Here is a 17546-nt window from a genome sequence, read left to right on the forward strand (position 1 = left end):
ACTACTCCTTTTACTAATTCTTCATCTTCACTTTTATTAATTTCGACCATTGCTCTGTCAAAATCATCAATCACAGGTAACATTGACACGATAATGTCTTTACCAGCTGTTTTGAACAACTCTATACGTTCTTTTGAGGTACGCTTTTTGTAGTTTTCAAATTCTGCAAACAAACGTAAATACTTGTCTTTTTCTACTTGAATTAATTCATCAACCGAGGTTTCCTTCTTTACATCATCTTGGTTTTGCTCACTCTGAGCAGACGCATTTGCTTCTTCGTTGTGCTCTACTGCTTGAGCTTGCTCTTTTGCTTTTTCTTCTTGTTGTATATTTTCTTTCTTGCTCATGGTAAATATTTATCAATGTTACTGCTGTTGTGGCAAAAGTTTTGCCAATTGCTTTGTAATGCCAAAATGACACTATTTTAAGCGATGCAAAAGTACAACTTTATTTGAACAATGAGAATAGATAAAATTTAGGTTTCAACGATAAGTTTAATGTAATATTTTAAACATCAATTCTTTTAAAACATCTCGATCAGAAAGATTCGCTCCCACCCCTTTACTTTTAACATCCGCATCTCTTAAAAGAGATATAATTTGAGATACTTTACGCATGGGATAGTTTTTACCTGCTTTGATATAATCCTCAACAAAATATGGACTTACACGAAGTGATTTGGCTACATTCATTTTAGATTTATCTTTTAGACCATGATACATTAGCAGTTGCGTAAAATAACTATTGATGAGTGATATGGTAACCACTAAGGGATTACTTTTAGGGTTTTCGATGAAATAGTTAATAATTTGATTGCATCTTAAAATTTCTTTTTGACCAATCGCTTTTCTTAGTTCGAACACATTGAAATCTTTACTTATCCCTATGTTTTCTTCAATATCCTTTGCAGTAATCATCACTCCTTTTGGTAAAACTAGTGACAATTTATCTAGTTCATTACTAATCTTACTTAGATCTGTTCCCAAAAACTCTACTAACATTTGTGTTGCTTTTGGCTCTATTGTATATTTCTTTCCTTTTAAAACACCCGTAACCCAATTCCCTACTTGATTCTCATAAAGTTTTTTTGACTCGAAAACAACGCCTACTTTACTTATGGCCTTAATCAACTTTTTGCGTTTGTCTAAAGTTTTGTATTTGTAACAAACCACCAATACACTGGTATCCAGGGGGTTTTCTACATAGGAAGTCAAATGTTCTATGGTTCTATGTAAATCTTGAGCCTCCTTTACAACTATGACTGTCTTCTCAGACATCATCGGAAACTGCTTCACTTTCGCTACAATTTCTTGAATAGAGGTATCTCTACCGTACACAACGCTTTGATTGAATTCTTTTTCATCTTCAGTTAAAACATGCGTCTCAATATACTCAGAGATCTTATCAATGTAATATGGTTCCTCACCCATTAAAAAATAAACAGGTTTAATTCTACCTTGATTAATGTCTGAAACCAATTGTTTTACCTCTACCATAGACTGTTAAAATTGTAAGAAATAGTTGAAAAAGAATGCTTAATTTTGATAAATGCAAAAGTTAAATCTTCCAGATGTTCACTTAAAAGTCAAAAGTAAAGAAAATAAGCTGTTTATTTTTGACCCTTTCAGAAAAAAAGACATTATGCTCACGCCCGAAGAATGGGTGAGGCAACATTTTGCACATTATTTAGTTGAGTATAAAAAATACCCCACTTCTTTATTAGTCATCGAAAAAGAATTCTCGTTAAACAAAACAAAAAAAAGAACGGATATTCTGATCTACAACACCATGGGAACTCCTGAAATCATTGTAGAATGTAAGGCTAGTTCAGTAAAAATAACACAGCATACATTTGATCAAATTGCCAGATACAATTTAAAATTAAAAGCCAAATATTTAGTTGTAACAAACGGTTTGGAACATTACTTTTGTAAAATGGATTTTAAGAATGAAAAGTATGTTTTTTTAAAAGACATCCCCAACTACAATGATTGATATCGATATAGCGTTAGTTGTTCTCAATTGGAATGGAAAAAATTTATTAGAACAATTTTTACCGACTTTGATAGAATATAGTCCTGAAGCAAGCATTTACTTGGTGGATAATTTTTCCACAGACTCTTCTGTTTCGTTTGTAAAAAAAAAGTTTCCAGAAATTTCAATTATTCAACACAATCAAAACTTTGGTTTTGCAGAAGGCTATAATAAAGCCTTGTCTCTAATTGATGCAGATGTTTATGGCTTGATTAATTCTGATGTTGAAGTGACTCCCTTTTGGCTTCAGCCTATTTTTAAATTTTACAATAACAATCAAAACGCAAGTATTCTTCAACCTAAAATTTTAGATTTCAACCACAAATCTTATTTTGAATATGCTGGAGCAGCAGGTGGTTTTATAGATAAATATGGCTATGCCTATTGTAGAGGTAGAATCTTTAAGCACATAGAAGAAGATAAAGACCAATATGGTTCCTCATCTATATTTTGGGCATCAGGCGCTTGTTTATTTATCAAATCAAAAGACTATAAAAATTTAGGAGGATTAGATTCTGACTTTTTTGCGCATTATGAGGAAATTGATTTGTGCTGGAGAGCAAAAAACAATAATTTATCTGTAGATTATATCTCCACGAGTCAAGTATACCATCTTGGTGGTGGAACCTTGGACACCCAAAACCCTTTTAAAACTTATTTGAATTTTAGAAATTCTCTTTTCACTTTAATTAAAAACTTACCAGAAAAAAAAATATTCCCTGTTATTTTCTCAAGAATGTTGTTCGATGGTATCGCCGCCCTTTTTTTCCTGGCAAAGGGGAAACCTCTTCACACTTGGAGTGTTTTAAAAGCTCACCTGCAATTTTACATATATGCTACACGCATGTACAACAAGAGAGGCGAACATCAACACCTCAATTATTATCAAACCAGGAGTATGGTTTGGAATGCATTCATAAAAAAACAAAATCGTTTTAAACCTTAATCACGCATGGCAGAAGATTTAAAAAGAATCAATAAGTATTTAAGTGAAATTGGATATTGCTCCAGAAGAGCCGCAGATAAATTGATAGAGGAAGGACGAGTCACTATTAACGGAAATGTACCTGAAATGGGAACCAAGATTGCTTCTTCAGACGAAGTTCAAGTTGATGGTAAATTGGTATCCTCCAAAGATGAAGCACATACATATATTGCTTTTAATAAACCCGTTGGGATTGTTTGTACCACGGACCAACAAAGAGAAAAAAACAATATCATTGACTACATCAACCACCCGAAGAGGATTTTTCCTATTGGTCGGCTAGACAAACCCAGTGAAGGTTTGATCTTTCTGACTAGTGATGGAGATATTGTTAATAAAATATTAAGATCTAGTAACAATCATCAAAAAGAATACTTGGTGAGAGTAAGAAAACCAATCACTCAAGATTTCTTGAACAAAATGGAAAATGGCGTTCCTATCCTTGGAACCGTCACTAAAAAATGCAAACTAGAAAAGGTAAATACGTATGAGTTTAAAATTACGTTAACTCAAGGGTTGAATAGACAAATCAGGCGTATGTGTGAATATTTAGATTACGATGTTACCTACCTTAAACGAATTCGAATTATGAATATCTTTTTGGACACACCTGTTGGACAATGGAGAGATTTAACAAAATCTGAATTAAGAGAACTCAATAAACTTACTTCCAATTCTAAAAAACATTTTGAATAGTTTGACTACAACTAGTGTACATGAAAGATAATTATGATATCTAAACAATCACAAAACCTCTATACTCCCTTTCCCCTCTCTAATCACAATAGGATTTGTTTCACTCAAATCAACAACTGTGGAAGCAATGTTTCCTCCATATCCCCCATCGACTACAACATCTACTAAACGTTCCCACTTTTCATATATCAATTCAGGATCTGTCGTATATTCGATGACCTCATCTTCATCATAAATAGAAGTAGAAACTAAAGGATTACCAAGTTGTTTTATTATTTCAAGGGTAATGTTATTATTTGGTATTCTTATTCCAACTGTCTTTCGTTTCTTAAACGCCTTTGGCATATTATTGACAGCAGGAAGCACAAAGGTATAGGGCCCGGGGAAAGATCTTTTTAAAATTTTAAATGTTTTTGTCTCTATGGGTTTCGTATAATCTGACAAATGACTTAAATCATTACACACAATAGAAAATGTATTTTTCTCAAGCTTGATTTTTTTTATTTTGGCTACTCTTTCCATAGCCTTGTAATTGGTAATGTCACAGCCCAATGTGTAAATAGTATCAGAGGGGTAGATAATAACACCTCCTTTTCTTAGCACCTCAACAACTTTATGAATTTCTTTATCGTTAGGATTTTCCGGATATATTTTTATGAATTCAGCCATTTGTTTTAAATTTCTACAAATAGATTCTTACCAAAAACTATTTTGCATATTTTTTCATTTCTTCATCGTAAAATTCTGATGATTCCTCTATATATTGAGCTACTTGGACTGAAATCTCTTCTTCATCTGCTCCATCTAAATCATCCCATAGTTCTATCTCATCATCCTTGAGATTGATAATGAATCTTGGAAATTCAGTATGAATAACAAAAATATCTTCTGGACAATCTGTATTATCGGCCAATATAAATCTTGGTAACTTCATTTTTTTTTAATTTTAAATACTAGGACAAAAGTAATCTTTTTGTCAAATGCTGAAACCGAAGATACAACAAAGTGGCAGAAACAGTTAAACTAATCAATAATCCTAACCAAATGCCAAGAGTCTCTAAAGAAGTCATTATACCTAAATAGTAACAAATGGGGAAACCCACAACCCAATAGGAAACAAAAACCAAACACATGGGAACAAACATGTCTTGTAGCCCCCTAAGCGCTCCTAAGACAACAACCTGTATCCCATCTGATATCTGAAAAAGCCCAGCAATGATTAGCAATTGAGAAGCAATACTAACCACATTTTGATCATCTATATACAACTTGGGTAAATATATTCTTAAGGTTATAAAACCAACTGCAGCAAACACGGCAATGATAATCATGAGAAAGACGTTAGACAAAGCAATTACCTTTAAATTCTTGTATGCCTTAAGACCTTTTTGATTTCCTACTCGGATAGTTGTAGCTACAGCAACTCCTGTGGCCACCATAAATGTCATGGTAGATAAATTTAATGCAATTTGGTTGGCCGCTTGATCTTCTGTTCCAATCATCCCAGACAACAACACTGCAGAAGCAAAAATTCCTATTTCAAAAAACATTTGTAAAGCATTTGGATACCCTAATCTAAATATTTTAATCACTCTTTCTTTTTCAACCGCTAACCAGGATATTTTAATTTTGTAAGGCTGAAATTTTTTTCTCCTACTAATAAAAAACAGCAATATCAATATCATCAACACTCTTGAAAACAAGGTTCCATATGCAGCTCCAACTGTTCCCATAGATGGCGCTCCGAATTTTCCGTAAATTAATACATAGTTCAATACTATATTTACAACGTTTGCACTCAAAATAGCAACCATCGCATATTTTGTCAGACTCAAACCGTCTGTGAATTGTTTGATCGCTTGAAAAATTAACAAAGGAATCATCGAGAAGGCTAGAACTCTGTAATAGGGAATAGCCAGTTTCACTACTTCCATGGGCTGACCAATTAAACTTAACAAAGGCTCAATTGATAATAAAATGATCGATAGTATGACTCCTAAAGCGGTTAACAAAACAACTCCATGTTGATAGTTTTTCTTACCCTCTATATATTTTTTAGTGGCATCCGCTTCAGAAATTAAAGGAGTCAGTGCAAAAGAAAAACCTACACCAATACCCATCAAAATAAAAAACACCGCATTAGACAAAGATATCGCTGCTAATGAAGGCGCCCCTAATTCTCCCACCATGATATTGTCTGCGAACCCCACAAGTACATGACCCAACTGACCCAGCATCACAGGGACCGCCAAATTTATATTGGTTTTAAACTCAGAAGTATATTTTTTTACATTCATTTGATGGGTTTAATATTGCAAAGATACAAAGTATTACTGCACCTAATGATAACGAAGCCTCAAATCCAATAAGTCTTAACGACATTAATTTTTATCAATCGATCAAAAACAACAAGACTTATTTTACATACATTTGTCAATCAAAAAACATTCTAAAAACCTCACATGAAAACAGCATTAATCACAGGAGCAAGCAGCGGTATTGGAAAAGAACTGGCATATATTCATGCCAAAAACAATGGGAATTTAGTCTTAGTTGCCAGAAACCTAGACAACTTGAAAAAGATAAAAGATGATCTTAAATCTAGATTCAAAATATCCATACATATCATAAGTAAAGATTTGACAAAAGCAGACGCTCCTCAAGAAGTGTATGATGAGGTTATTTCAGAAAATATTAAAATTGATTATTTGATCAATAATGCTGGTTTTGGGGGTGTTGGCAGATTTCATGAAAGAAATCTTACGGATGATTTGAATATGATCCAGCTCAATGTAATAACCTTAACAGCTTTGACGCATTTGTTCCTCAAAGACTTCTTAAAAACAAATACAGGAAGCATCTTAAACGTATCCTCTACAGCTAGCTACATGCCTGGGCCTTTACAATCTGTTTATTTCGCTACTAAGGCTTTCGTTACTTCATTCACCAATGCCATTGCAGAGGAATGCTCTGCAACTAATGTTTCAGTAACCAATCTAATGCCAGGCGCAACAGAGACAAATTTTGGAGCTATTTCTGGAATGGATAAAACAGATTTATTCAAAAAAACGGCTAGTGCAAATTCAGTCGCAAGAGATGGCTACAAAGCAATGATTAATGGAAAACTAGATTGTGTTTCGGGCCTCACTTTGAGTCAAAAAATATTGATATCCCTTATACCTATTACCCCTAAAAAAATAATTTTAAAGGTGGTCAAAAAACTTCAAAAAACTAAGGAACAATAATTTGAAAATTCTATCACAAACAGAAATCAAAATTATTTTATTTTGTAAACACTTTTCAGATTCAAAAGATTGGTCGGATTGGTTTTTAAACCTTTTACTTCGCTGTGCTTAAATCGAACAATTTCATCATAAAACAAGGGAACCACTGGAACTTCATCCATAATTATACTATCCATTTTTTTATAAAGCCTTACGCGTTCATCTTTGTTTGTTAGAGATAAAGATTGCTCATATAAATCATCGAAAACTGGATGACTGTAATGAGAATAATTTGGACCATTAGGAGCAAAGTTTTTACTATAAAAAAGGGATAAAAAATTTTCTGAATCTGGGTAGTCTGCAATCCAACCTACTCGAAATACAGGTAAATTTCCATTTGCTTTTTTTTGCCTTAAAATGGGTGATGGTAAAATCTCTAGCTGTATATCTATTCCAATTGCTTGTATTTCTCTCTGAACAAACTCGAACAAATCTGTATAACTAGAGTTGGTTGCTATAGTAACTAATGGATGTTGATCCCCTGTTTCTTTTTTGTACTGTTCTACCAATTGAATCGCAAGTTTTGGATTATATAAATTTCTGTCGTTTTTATGGTAACCTGAGAGCCCCTTAGGTAAAAAGCCAGTCGCTGGTGTCCCTATATTATTTCGCAAATATCGCAACATCTTAGTTCTATCAAAACCCACATTAATTGCTTTTCTGATTAAGGGATGATTACCCACCGTTTTACCTTCCATGAAAAAAGCAATGTATTCTGTTATCAAATAAGGAGTTTTATCTAATTTCAATTTACTTCTATACTTGGCTAATAATTCTCCTCGAGGAGATAATAATTCGTCTTTATATGAAGAGTGTAAATCATATAAAACATCTGATTCCCCCTGAATAAACTGCATAAACTCAGTTTGTTTATCTGCGAAAAAAGTAATGGCTACTGCCTCTAAATATGGCAATTGATTGCCTTTTTCATCTCGTTCAAAATACAAAGGGTTTTTCCTAAACACCAACTTTGTATTCTCAACCCATAACTTAAAACAAAAAGGCCCTGTACCGACTGGGTTTGATCTAAATTCTGCCCCGTAATACTCAACTGCTTCTTTGGGCACAACAGTACAGTACTGCATGGTTAACAAGCCTAAAAACGGAGGGAAAGCCTGATGCAAATCTATCTTAAAAACAGAATCATTGACCGCTTTAAAGTTTTTTACATTCTGGAGTACCCACCTACCCGAGGAGGCTACTTTAGGATCCAATATCCTACTAAAACTATATTCAAAATCATAGGCTGTAACTCTTCTTGTACTGTCTTTTCCAAAAGAAATGTTCTTATGAAAGTATATAGAATCTCTGAGGGTGAACTCATAGGTTTTATTCTGATTGTAGATCTCCCATTTCTTAGCTACACAGGGCTTGATATTCAAGTGATCATCAAAAACCACTAAACCATTAAACAACTGATTTGTTGCCCAAATATTAGGCTCATTCTTCGCGAATGCGGGATCTAAAGAAGTTATATTATCTTTTTCGTTATACCTAAACACTTTTGACTCGTCCTGTGAATCAAACTCATGATTACATGAGGTTAGAAACAAAAGAAAACTCAAAAAAACAACTACTTTTTTTATCATTAAGAATTCTAATTACAATTCATCTATATTTTTTTCTCCAAACGTCCTCATTTCGGCAATATGCGATTTAAAACTTCAAAATCATAGTTTTCAACCACTTTTTACTTTCGACTTTTTTTACTTTCTACTTTTTAAAACATACCTTTGCAGTTGTAAAATTACGAGAATGAAACCGCAAAAAAAAGTAGCTTTTTACACCTTAGGGTGTAAGCTTAATTTTTCAGAAACTTCAACGATTTCACGCAACTTTGAAAGAGAGGGTTTTACTCGAGTGGATTTTGATGAACAGGCAGATATATATGTGATCAACACCTGCTCAGTTACCGACAATGCAGATAAAAGATTTAAGACCATTGTAAAAAATGCTTTAAAAAAAAATGATCAAGCCTTCTTGATTGCAGTAGGCTGTTATGCACAATTAAAACCTGAGGAGTTAGCAAATATTAATGGGGTAGATCTAGTTTTGGGGGCCACAGAAAAATTTAAAGTTACTGATTACATCAACGATTTATCAAAAAATGACTTAGGGGAAATTCATTCATGCGAAATTGAGGACGCTGATTTTTATGTTGGTTCCTATTCAATTGGAGATAGGACTCGTGCTTTCCTCAAGGTTCAAGATGGATGTGATTATAAATGTACTTATTGTACCATTCCTTTAGCTCGTGGGATTTCAAGAAGTGATACTTTGGAAAACGTACTCAAAAATGCCAAAGAAATTTCCGCTCGCGGAATAAAGGAAATCGTTCTGACAGGAGTCAATATAGGTGATTATGGAAAAGGTGAATTTGGGAATAAGAAACACGAGCATACTTTTTACGAACTGGTGCAAGCATTAGACAAAGTAGAAGGGATTAAAAGATTAAGAATCTCTTCTATAGAACCAAACCTACTTAAAGACGAAACCATAACTTTTGTGAGTGAATCTAACTGTTTTGTTCCACACTTTCATATTCCACTCCAGAGTGGTAGCGATAAAATCTTGAAAAAAATGAAACGCCGCTACATGAGTAATCTTTATGTTAACCGTGTGAACAGCATTAAAAAGAAAATGCCCAATGCTTGTATAGGAGTTGATGTTATTGTTGGATTTCCGGGAGAAACTGAAGATCTTTTCTTAGAAACGTACACATTCTTAAACGAGCTAGATATATCCTATTTACATGTATTCACCTACTCAGAACGTGATCATACCGAGGCAACTCACCTAGAAGGTGTAGTACCAAAAAACGTAAGAGCAAAACGCAGCAAAATGCTTAGGGGATTATCCGTGAAAAAACGTAGAGCTTTTTACGAAAGTCAATTGGGTAACAAACTATCCGTTTTGTTTGAGGGCGAAAACAAAGAAGGATATATTCACGGATTTACAGAAAACTATGTCAAAGTAAAAACACCTTGGAATCCCGAATTGGTCAATGAAATCCATGAAGTAGAGTTAACAGAAATAGATGAGGAAGGCTGTGCACGCTTCAAATGGATCAATAGAACTCAAGAAAAAAATGTAAATTTGAATGATTTGATTTAAACAGCTCTTGAAACAGAAAAAACTTACACACGTATACTTCATCTCAGGAATGTCTGCTAGTTCTAAAATTTTTGAACGTATCCATTTGCCTGCTGAACAATACAAAACACACTTTTTGGAATGGATTATGCCCTACTCTAGGAACGAATCCATGACAAAATACGCCAAACGCTTTGCTGAGCAGATTACAGAAGAAAACCCAGTAATTGTTGGTGTTTCTTTTGGCGGAATGCTTGCGCAAGAGATCGCACGGATCATTCATTGTGATAAAATCATACTGATTTCAAGCCTAAAAACTCCTAAAGAATTTAGTTTATTCTTCAAAATGACAAAAGCTTTAAAACTTTATCGATTCTTACCGATTAACACAATCAACTTCACGGAACGTTTGCTGATGAAGAATGGAACAAAAAAAATAAAAAGAACGCTCTCTATTTATAGAAAATATTTACCTCTAAGAAGTAAGCGATACCTCCTATGGGCCACCAGATCATTTCTACATTGGAAAGCACAAAAAAACACAGTGACCATGCTTCGATTGCATGGAGATAAAGATAAAATTATCCCAATAAACAAAATAGGTAAATGTGAATTAATTGAAAATGGAACCCATGTCATGATACTAACAAAAAGCAGTATTATTCAGCAACACCTGCTAAGATATTTAAGTTAATTTTCGTAACTTGTTACTATATTTTTTTTTACCATGAATAAACAATTTTTGAGGTTCGGTTTTGCGATATTTATAATGATCACATTACCCCTTTTTATATACGCAACCTCCTCTACAAGAAAAACTGGAGAAAACTACAGTATCAAAGCTATTAAAATTTCAAATCAGTTACATTTTGCCAATGAAATTGTGCCTGTAGACAAAAGCGACATTAGAGAGCGTGTTGATAAAGAGCTCCTTGTCAACACTTATTGGCAATCTAATGGACTATTACTGATCAAAAGGGCTCATAAATTTTTTCCAATTATTGAACCTATTTTATCCAAGTACAACATTCCACAAGATTTTAAATATTTGGCGGTAATAGAAAGTGGCTTACAAAATGTAAGTTCACCGGCAGGTGCGAAAGGATTTTGGCAATTGATGCCCAAAACCGCGAGGGAAAAAGGACTTGAGGTAAACAGTAATGTAGATGAAAGATATGATGTAGAGAAAGCCACTCACGCAGCTTGTGCATATATCTTAAAAGCAAAGGAAAAATTTGGAAACTGGACAGCAGCTGCAGCTTCATACAATCTTGGAATCAGTGGTCTTCGCAGAAGAATGCAAGAACAAATGGTACAGGACTACTACGATGTATTGCTACCCGAAGAAACTTCTCGATACATACCACGAATCATTGCCGTTAAAGAAATCCTCAGTAAACCCTACGATTATGGTTTTGTCTACGATGAAAATGATTTGTACTCAATGCCCAAATTTAAAACCTTAAAAATAGACACTGCTATTGCTAATGTTTCAGAATTTGCCAAACTACATAAGACCAACTATAAGGAACTTAAAATATTGAACCCTTGGCTAAAGGAAAACAAATTAAACAACAAATCTAGAAAAACATACTACATAAAAATCCCACACGAAAAATAAATTAATAGTTATATTTTTAAAAAAAATCATGATTCATATTGAAAACCTACATAAATCTTATCAAGTAGGAAAAGACGCGCGTCACGTTCTGAAAGGAATTGATCTAGAAGTAAAGAAAGGTGAGTTTATTTCAATCATGGGATCATCAGGATCTGGAAAGTCTACTTTTTTAAATATTATTGGTCTATTAGACACCCACGATCAAGGCCTTTACAAACTCAATAATAAAATTATTAAAGACTTAAATGAAACCCGTGGAGCGTTATTGAGAAATGAGTTTATTGGTTTTGTTTTTCAATCCTTCAATCTTATTCCTTACAAGACCGCTCTTGAAAATGTTTCACTACCATTGTACTACAAAGGAGGCTATAACAAAAAAGAACGTAAAAAAATAGGCCTAGAATATTTAGAGAAAGTAGGACTAAAAGCTTGGGCAAATCACCTTCCTAATGAATTGTCAGGAGGACAAAAACAGCGTGTTGCCATCGCAAGAGCATTAGTAACAAAGCCCAAAATCATACTTGCTGATGAGCCCACGGGTGCTTTGGATTCTGTAACTACTGAAACGATCATGTCATTATTAAAAAGCATCAACGATGAAGGAATGACAGTAATCATCATCACACATGAAGAAGATGTAGCTGATCAGACCAACAGAGTTATTAGACTTAAAGACGGAGTTATCATGGAGGATAAAAGCAAAAATCAAAACTTAGAAACCTCATGATATTTGATAGAGATTTATGGTTTGAAATAGTCCAAAGCATTAGAAAAAATAAGCTGAGGACAATACTTTCTGGCTTTACCATCACATTTGCTATATTAATATTTACATTGCTTTTTGGAATATCTAACGGTTTGCAGAACACTTTCTCTACCTTTTTTGTGAATGATACTCCAAACGCTATCTACATAAATTCTGGTAGAACCTCCAAACCCTACGAAGGAAAAAAATCAGGGAGACAAATACAACTTACAAATAAAGAAGTAGAATTTATAAAATCAAAAAATCAAGATAATGTAGAATATATTTCATCGAAAATCTACAAAAACTTTAACGTCTCTTATCGACAACAAAAAAATACTTATTCAGCTGTTGCTATTCTACCAGATCATCAATTTATTGATCAATATAAAATGAATGAAGGTCGATTTGTGAACATTTCAGACCTCAACGATAATAAAAAAGTTGCCATCATAGGAAGATTGATCAAAAAGGACTTATTTAAAAACAAAACTCCAATTGGTAAATACATCAACCTACAAGGAATCAATTTTAAGGTAATTGGCGTATTCACAAAAGAGGGCGATGATGAAGCCGAAAATATAATATACATCCCCCTGACAACCGCTCAAACCTTATATGCCAATAACGATCATATCAACGGCATAGATCTTACCTACGATAAAAACATGAATTACTCAGAAATCATTGCTTTTACTGAGTTATTAGAGACACAACTAAAAGAACTACTGGGAATTGCCCCACAAGATCAAAGAGGAATCCGAATTCGTAATGTTGCAGAGTCTATAAAGCAAACCAACACGATGATGATTGTTTTGACAATTCTAGTTTTTTTTATTGGATTTGGAACGTTAATTGCTGGAATTGTGGGGATTAGCAATATTATGGTTTACGTAGTTAATGAACGTCAAAAAGAACTGGGAATTAGAAAAGTATTAGGAGCATCCCCTAAATCAATTGTATCTTTAATTATTTTAGAATCCATTACGATTACTTCTGTTGCAGGTTATCTTGGTATATTGATAGGTATCGGGACAATCAAACTCATCGGAGATCGTTTAGAAAAATATTTCATCACCAATCCTAATGTTGAAACATCTATTATCATTGGTGCCATGGTTACATTGATCATTTCTGGCTGTATTGCAGGTTATGTTCCTGCCAAAAGAGCTTCTAGAATCAAACCGATTGTAGCACTAAGAGACGACTAATGAAGAATTTTTTATTTGAAAGAGATACTTGGCAGGAAATCTACGAAAGTATTAAGAAAAACAAAACCCGAACACTGGTAACTGTAATTGGTGTTACATGGGGTGTGTTTTTATTGGTCACTTTACTAGGTTGTGCTCGTGGAATGGAAAACTCTTTCAGTAGACTATTTGGAGATTTTGCGACCAATAGTGTTTTTATCTGGGGACGATCAACAGAAAAAGCTTTTCATGGTTTTCAAGAAGGAAGAAGGCTAAAATTGAACTTGAAGGATGTTGAGAAAATTAAACAGGAAATCAAAGAAATAGAATTTGTGGTTCCACGAATTAGAAGAAATGGTAAACTTGTCAAAAATTTCCAATCTGGGGATTTTACAGTTTATGGAGATTTTCCAACCCTAGACAAAGTTCAAAAGAAAAATCTCATTCTAGGAAGATTTATTAACAATTCAGACATAAAAAATAAGAGAAAAGTAATGGTTATTTCTGAAGACCTTTACAAACAATTTTTTGACATCAATGAAAACCCAATAGGAAAGAATATTGAACTGAATCAAATTAATTTCACTATTGTTGGGCTATTTAAAAATGGAAACATAGGAATGAGTTCTAATATCCACATCCCTTTTTCAACATATCAGCAAATATACAATACTGGGCAAGAAGTTGGCCTAATCATGGTTACAGGCAAAAAAAGCAGCAATATCAAACAGCTAGAATTAGATCTTAAGTTAATGATCAAAAACCTTCATCACATTCATCCAGAAGATGAACGTGCAATAGGAGGATTCAACCTTGGTAAAGAATTTGAAAAACTTAATGGTTTTTTGATTGGAATACAATTTTTAACTTGGTTTGTTGGAATTGCAACACTCATAGCGGGAGTATTTGCCATCGGTAATATTTTACTAATCACCGTAAAAGAGCGTACAAAAGAAATCGGTATACGAAGAGCTATCGGTGCAACGCCACTAATGATCAAAAGACAAATCATTTTAGAAGCAGTAACTATAGCTTTAGTTGCAGGTTTTTTAGGAATTGTGGGAGGTGGGTTGGTTTTAATATTGATTGATAAAATATGGGGACAAGGAGCTGATGCTACTCTGGTAAATCCTTCTGTATCTATACTCATCGTACTCATTTCTATTGGCATACTTACTGTATTAGGAACCCTTATAGGATTAATTCCTGCCACGAGAGCAACAAAAGTATCCCCCATAGAAGCCTTAAATAGTTAACAAAAAACACATCCATCTACATCATGAGAAAAGCAATAAAAATCGTTATCATTTTACTACTACTCGTCGCGTTTATCTTTGTCATTAAATTTTTTATTGATAAAAACAGTAGCTCTCCAATTGAATTTAAAACAGAACTACCCTTTATCACCAATATTGAAAAAAAATCTATAGCCACAGGAACAGTAATCCCTGAAGATGAGGTAGAAATTAAGCCTCAGATTTCAGGTATTATTGAACACATTTTTGTGGAAGAGGGTAAATATGTTGAAAAGGGGGATTTGATCGCCAAAATCAAAGTTGTTCCAAACGAACAAGCACTAAATAGTGCAAATGGTAGGGTTATCAATGCACAACTTTCTTACGACAATATTGCACAAGAATACGATAGAAGTAAACAATTGTTTAACAAAGGAGTTATCGCTATCCAGGAATTTAATGCTGCTCAGCTTAAATACGATCAAGCCAAACAAGATATTGTAAATGCAAAAAAAGATTACCGTATCATTAAACTAGGTTCAGCCAATGGCTCATCTTCCGCAAATACCAATATCAGAGCAACGATTTCTGGAACTATATTAGAAATTCCAGTCAAAGAGGGTGACCAAGTAATAGAAAGTAATAATTTTAATGCAGGTACAACAATTGCTTTTATCGCAGATTTAAAGAAAATGATTTTTGAAGGTAAGGTTGATGAAACCGAAGTAGGAAAACTAAAAGAAAACACAACTTTAGAAGTAACCATTGGCGCTATCGATTTTCAAAAATTCAAAGCGAACCTAACCTTTATTGCACCTAAAGGAGTGGACGAACAAGGCGCAGTTTTATTTAAAATTAAAGCAAGTCTAGAAATGATAAACAATGTAAACATCAGAGCCGGTTATAGCGCTAATGCAGCTTTGATCCTTGAAAAGAAAACAAATATACTTGCAATCAAAGAAGCTTTAGTACAATATGATAGAAAAACTGAACAACCCTATGTAGAAGTTGAAAAAACACCTCAAGAATTTGAAAGAAGGGAAATAAAACTAGGGATCTCTGATGGTATTAATGTAGAAATCATAGAAGGTCTAATAGAAAACGAAAAGATTAAAGTTTGGAATCAAGTATCGGCAGAAAAAGATAAATACAAAAAGAAAAAATAAAAAAGATGAAAACAAAAATTTTACTAAGTATCTTTTTGTGTAACTACATCTTGTCAATTGCCCAAACAAAAAAATGGACAATTGAAGAATGTGTAGCTTATGCCATTGAAAACAACATCACAGTTAAACAATCGAAATTAGCTATCGAAAATGCAAAAATTGAGGTTTCAACAGCCAAAGCTAATTTTTTACCAAACTTAAATACACGCTTAAACCATTCTTGGAGAAGTGGACTGAATACAGATCCAATCACGAACAACAACGTTATAGCCATTACTCAAAACACCGGCTTTGGAGTGAGTTCGGATGTTACATTATACAACGGACTAAGAAACATTAGAGAACTGCGCAGATCAAAACTAAATTTATTGTCTAACCAATATCAATTAGCTGATATGACAGACAATATTTCATTAAATGTTTGCAATGCTTTCCTACAAATATTATTCAATAAAGAGTCCCTTAAAGCTCTAAACACACAACTTGATCTGACCTTGAATCAAATAGAGAGAACAGCACAATTGGTACAGGCAGGAACTAAACCAGCAGGTGATCTTTTAGAAATAAAAGCAACCTCCGCTGAGCAACAAAAAGCAGTTATCGATATGGAAAACAATATCTTAATTGCAAAGCTATCTCTCTTAAACTTACTGGTTTTAGAGGACATAGAGAATTTCGATATTGTTGAGGACTCCTACGAATTACTTCCTTCTGACATTGCCTCTAAAAATGCTAATGACATTTATAACAAATCCTTGGCCATTAGGAATGAAATAAAAAAAACTAAACTCGCTGTTGAAATTGCTGAAAATGATATCAGAATAGCAAAAGGTGCTTACCAACCTACCTTAAATGCATCTTATGGTTTCAATACTAATTACTTCACTTCGGAATTGTTTAATTCTCCAAATTTTAACAACCAAATAAACGATAACAAAGGGTATTCGTTTGGATTAAATTTAAACATTCCCATATTCAATAGACTACAAATAAAAAACTCGGTAAAAAAATCAAAACTACAACTAGAGCAAGCTAAACTTAATTTCGAACAATCAAAATTTGATCTAAGAGACAAAGTATACCAAGCATTTAACGATACAAAAGGTGCTCTAAAAAACTATGAAGCAAGCCTAAAAGCCTTAGAAGCAAGAAGTCTAGCTTACAAATATGCGACAGAAAGATTTAATTTAGGTATTTTAGATGCTTTCACATTCAACCAAAATAAAACAAGCTACATAAATTCAGAAACCGATGTAATTAAAGCAAAATATGACTATATATTTAAGCTTAAAGTTCTAGAATTCTATTTCGGAATACCAATCAACTTGTGACTATTTTAGTTGTCAACACAGTGATACTTGACCACAAAACTATTTGCCTTTATTTTCTTGATGCTTTAAAAAGAAATGATTTTGACACAATTAAATTATTTTTAGAAAATATTGATAATAATATTTTAATTGTGTCAAAATCATTTCTTTTTAAAGCATCAAGCAT

Annotated in this window: 18 protein-coding genes; 12 read left to right on the forward strand and 6 right to left on the reverse strand. The window is 33.4% G+C overall.

What is annotated here, in order from left to right; all coding sequences use genetic code 11:
* On the reverse strand, positions 1 to 347 hold a 347-nt coding region (grpE, locus tag ABF281_RS01710), incomplete at its 3' end, for a nucleotide exchange factor GrpE (protein ID WP_347179974.1).
* 147 nt (positions 348 to 494) lie between these two features.
* Positions 495 to 1496 carry a DNA polymerase III subunit delta gene (gene holA, locus ABF281_RS01715; RefSeq protein ID WP_347179975.1) on the reverse strand — a complete coding sequence of 334 codons (1002 nt, stop codon included), beginning with the start codon at positions 1494 to 1496 and terminating at the stop codon, positions 495 to 497.
* Positions 1497 to 1548: 52 nt separating this feature from the next.
* Here holA and ABF281_RS01720 point away from each other — a divergent pair, with 52 nt between their 5' ends.
* From ABF281_RS01720 to rluF, 3 genes are read left to right on the forward strand one after another with little or no spacing between them, the layout of a single operon-like run.
* Positions 1549 to 1995: a type I restriction enzyme HsdR N-terminal domain-containing protein gene (locus ABF281_RS01720; RefSeq protein WP_347179976.1), complete on the forward strand. Its 447-nt coding sequence runs from the start codon at positions 1549 to 1551 to the stop codon at positions 1993 to 1995.
* The gene (locus ABF281_RS01725) at positions 1988 to 2980 is read left to right on the forward strand and encodes a glycosyltransferase family 2 protein (RefSeq protein WP_347179977.1); all 993 of its coding nucleotides are present in this window, start codon (positions 1988 to 1990) and stop codon (positions 2978 to 2980) included. Before ABF281_RS01720 ends, ABF281_RS01725 begins: the two co-directional genes overlap by 8 nt.
* Positions 2981 to 2986: 6 nt before the next feature.
* Entirely contained in the window at positions 2987 to 3715 is a 729-nt protein-coding gene (rluF, locus tag ABF281_RS01730) for a 23S rRNA pseudouridine(2604) synthase RluF (RefSeq protein WP_347179978.1), read from the forward strand.
* Between the two features lie 48 nt (positions 3716 to 3763).
* On the opposite strand, the gene ABF281_RS01735 is transcribed toward rluF, so the two are convergent.
* From ABF281_RS01735 to ABF281_RS01745, 3 genes are read right to left on the reverse strand one after another with little or no spacing between them, the layout of a single operon-like run.
* On the reverse strand, positions 3764 to 4384 hold the full coding sequence (locus ABF281_RS01735) for an L-threonylcarbamoyladenylate synthase (RefSeq protein WP_347179979.1): 621 nt from the start codon (positions 4382 to 4384) through the stop codon (positions 3764 to 3766).
* Between the two features lie 37 nt (positions 4385 to 4421).
* Positions 4422 to 4649, reverse strand: a complete 228-nt coding sequence (locus ABF281_RS01740; RefSeq protein WP_347179980.1) for a hypothetical protein — start codon at positions 4647 to 4649, stop codon at positions 4422 to 4424.
* Positions 4650 to 4668: 19 nt separating this feature from the next.
* Positions 4669 to 6012, reverse strand: coding sequence for an MATE family efflux transporter (locus ABF281_RS01745; protein ID WP_347179981.1), 1344 nt, complete (start codon positions 6010 to 6012; stop codon positions 4669 to 4671).
* 165 nt (positions 6013 to 6177) lie between these two features.
* On the opposite strand from ABF281_RS01745, the gene ABF281_RS01750 reads away from it, so the two are divergent.
* Positions 6178 to 6960 carry an SDR family oxidoreductase gene (locus ABF281_RS01750; RefSeq protein ID WP_347179982.1) on the forward strand — a complete coding sequence of 261 codons (783 nt, stop codon included), beginning with the start codon at positions 6178 to 6180 and terminating at the stop codon, positions 6958 to 6960.
* A 32-nt stretch (positions 6961 to 6992) separates the two neighbouring features.
* Here the strand turns inward: ABF281_RS01750 and ABF281_RS01755 are convergent, their stop codons facing one another.
* The gene (locus ABF281_RS01755) at positions 6993 to 8588 is read right to left on the reverse strand and encodes an ABC transporter substrate-binding protein (RefSeq protein ID WP_347179983.1); all 1596 of its coding nucleotides are present in this window, start codon (positions 8586 to 8588) and stop codon (positions 6993 to 6995) included.
* A 166-nt stretch (positions 8589 to 8754) separates the two neighbouring features.
* Between ABF281_RS01755 and mtaB the strand changes: the two genes are divergently transcribed.
* From mtaB to ABF281_RS01795, 8 genes are all read left to right on the forward strand, one after another.
* A complete protein-coding gene (mtaB, locus tag ABF281_RS01760; RefSeq protein WP_347179984.1) occupies positions 8755 to 10113 on the forward strand; it encodes a tRNA (N(6)-L-threonylcarbamoyladenosine(37)-C(2))-methylthiotransferase MtaB in 1359 nt (452 codons plus the stop codon).
* Between the two features lie 7 nt (positions 10114 to 10120).
* Positions 10121 to 10786, forward strand: a complete 666-nt coding sequence (locus ABF281_RS01765; RefSeq protein ID WP_347179985.1) for an alpha/beta hydrolase — start codon at positions 10121 to 10123, stop codon at positions 10784 to 10786.
* Between the two features lie 75 nt (positions 10787 to 10861).
* Positions 10862 to 11713 carry a lytic transglycosylase domain-containing protein gene (locus tag ABF281_RS01770; RefSeq protein WP_347179986.1) on the forward strand — a complete coding sequence of 284 codons (852 nt, stop codon included), beginning with the start codon at positions 10862 to 10864 and terminating at the stop codon, positions 11711 to 11713.
* A gap of 28 nt (positions 11714 to 11741) precedes the next feature.
* Positions 11742 to 12440 carry an ABC transporter ATP-binding protein gene (locus tag ABF281_RS01775; protein ID WP_347179987.1) on the forward strand — a complete coding sequence of 233 codons (699 nt, stop codon included), beginning with the start codon at positions 11742 to 11744 and terminating at the stop codon, positions 12438 to 12440.
* A complete protein-coding gene (locus ABF281_RS01780) occupies positions 12437 to 13669 on the forward strand; it encodes an ABC transporter permease (RefSeq protein ID WP_347179988.1) in 1233 nt (410 codons plus the stop codon). The genes ABF281_RS01775 and ABF281_RS01780 overlap by 4 nt, the downstream gene beginning before the upstream one ends.
* Positions 13669 to 14904, forward strand: a complete 1236-nt coding sequence (locus ABF281_RS01785; protein WP_347179989.1) for an ABC transporter permease — start codon at positions 13669 to 13671, stop codon at positions 14902 to 14904. The genes ABF281_RS01780 and ABF281_RS01785 overlap by 1 nt, the downstream gene beginning before the upstream one ends.
* A gap of 23 nt (positions 14905 to 14927) precedes the next feature.
* Positions 14928 to 16049 (forward strand): efflux RND transporter periplasmic adaptor subunit, encoded by a 1122-nt coding sequence (locus ABF281_RS01790; RefSeq protein WP_347179990.1) that lies wholly within the window; start codon positions 14928 to 14930, stop codon positions 16047 to 16049.
* A gap of 5 nt (positions 16050 to 16054) precedes the next feature.
* Complete coding sequence (locus tag ABF281_RS01795) at positions 16055 to 17380, forward strand: TolC family protein (protein WP_347179991.1); 1326 nt, start codon at positions 16055 to 16057, stop codon at positions 17378 to 17380.
* Positions 17381 to 17546 lie beyond the last annotated feature (166 nt).

Source organism: Wenyingzhuangia sp., from assembly GCF_039768515.1.
In the GTDB taxonomy this organism is placed as follows: domain Bacteria; phylum Bacteroidota; class Bacteroidia; order Flavobacteriales; family Flavobacteriaceae; genus Wenyingzhuangia.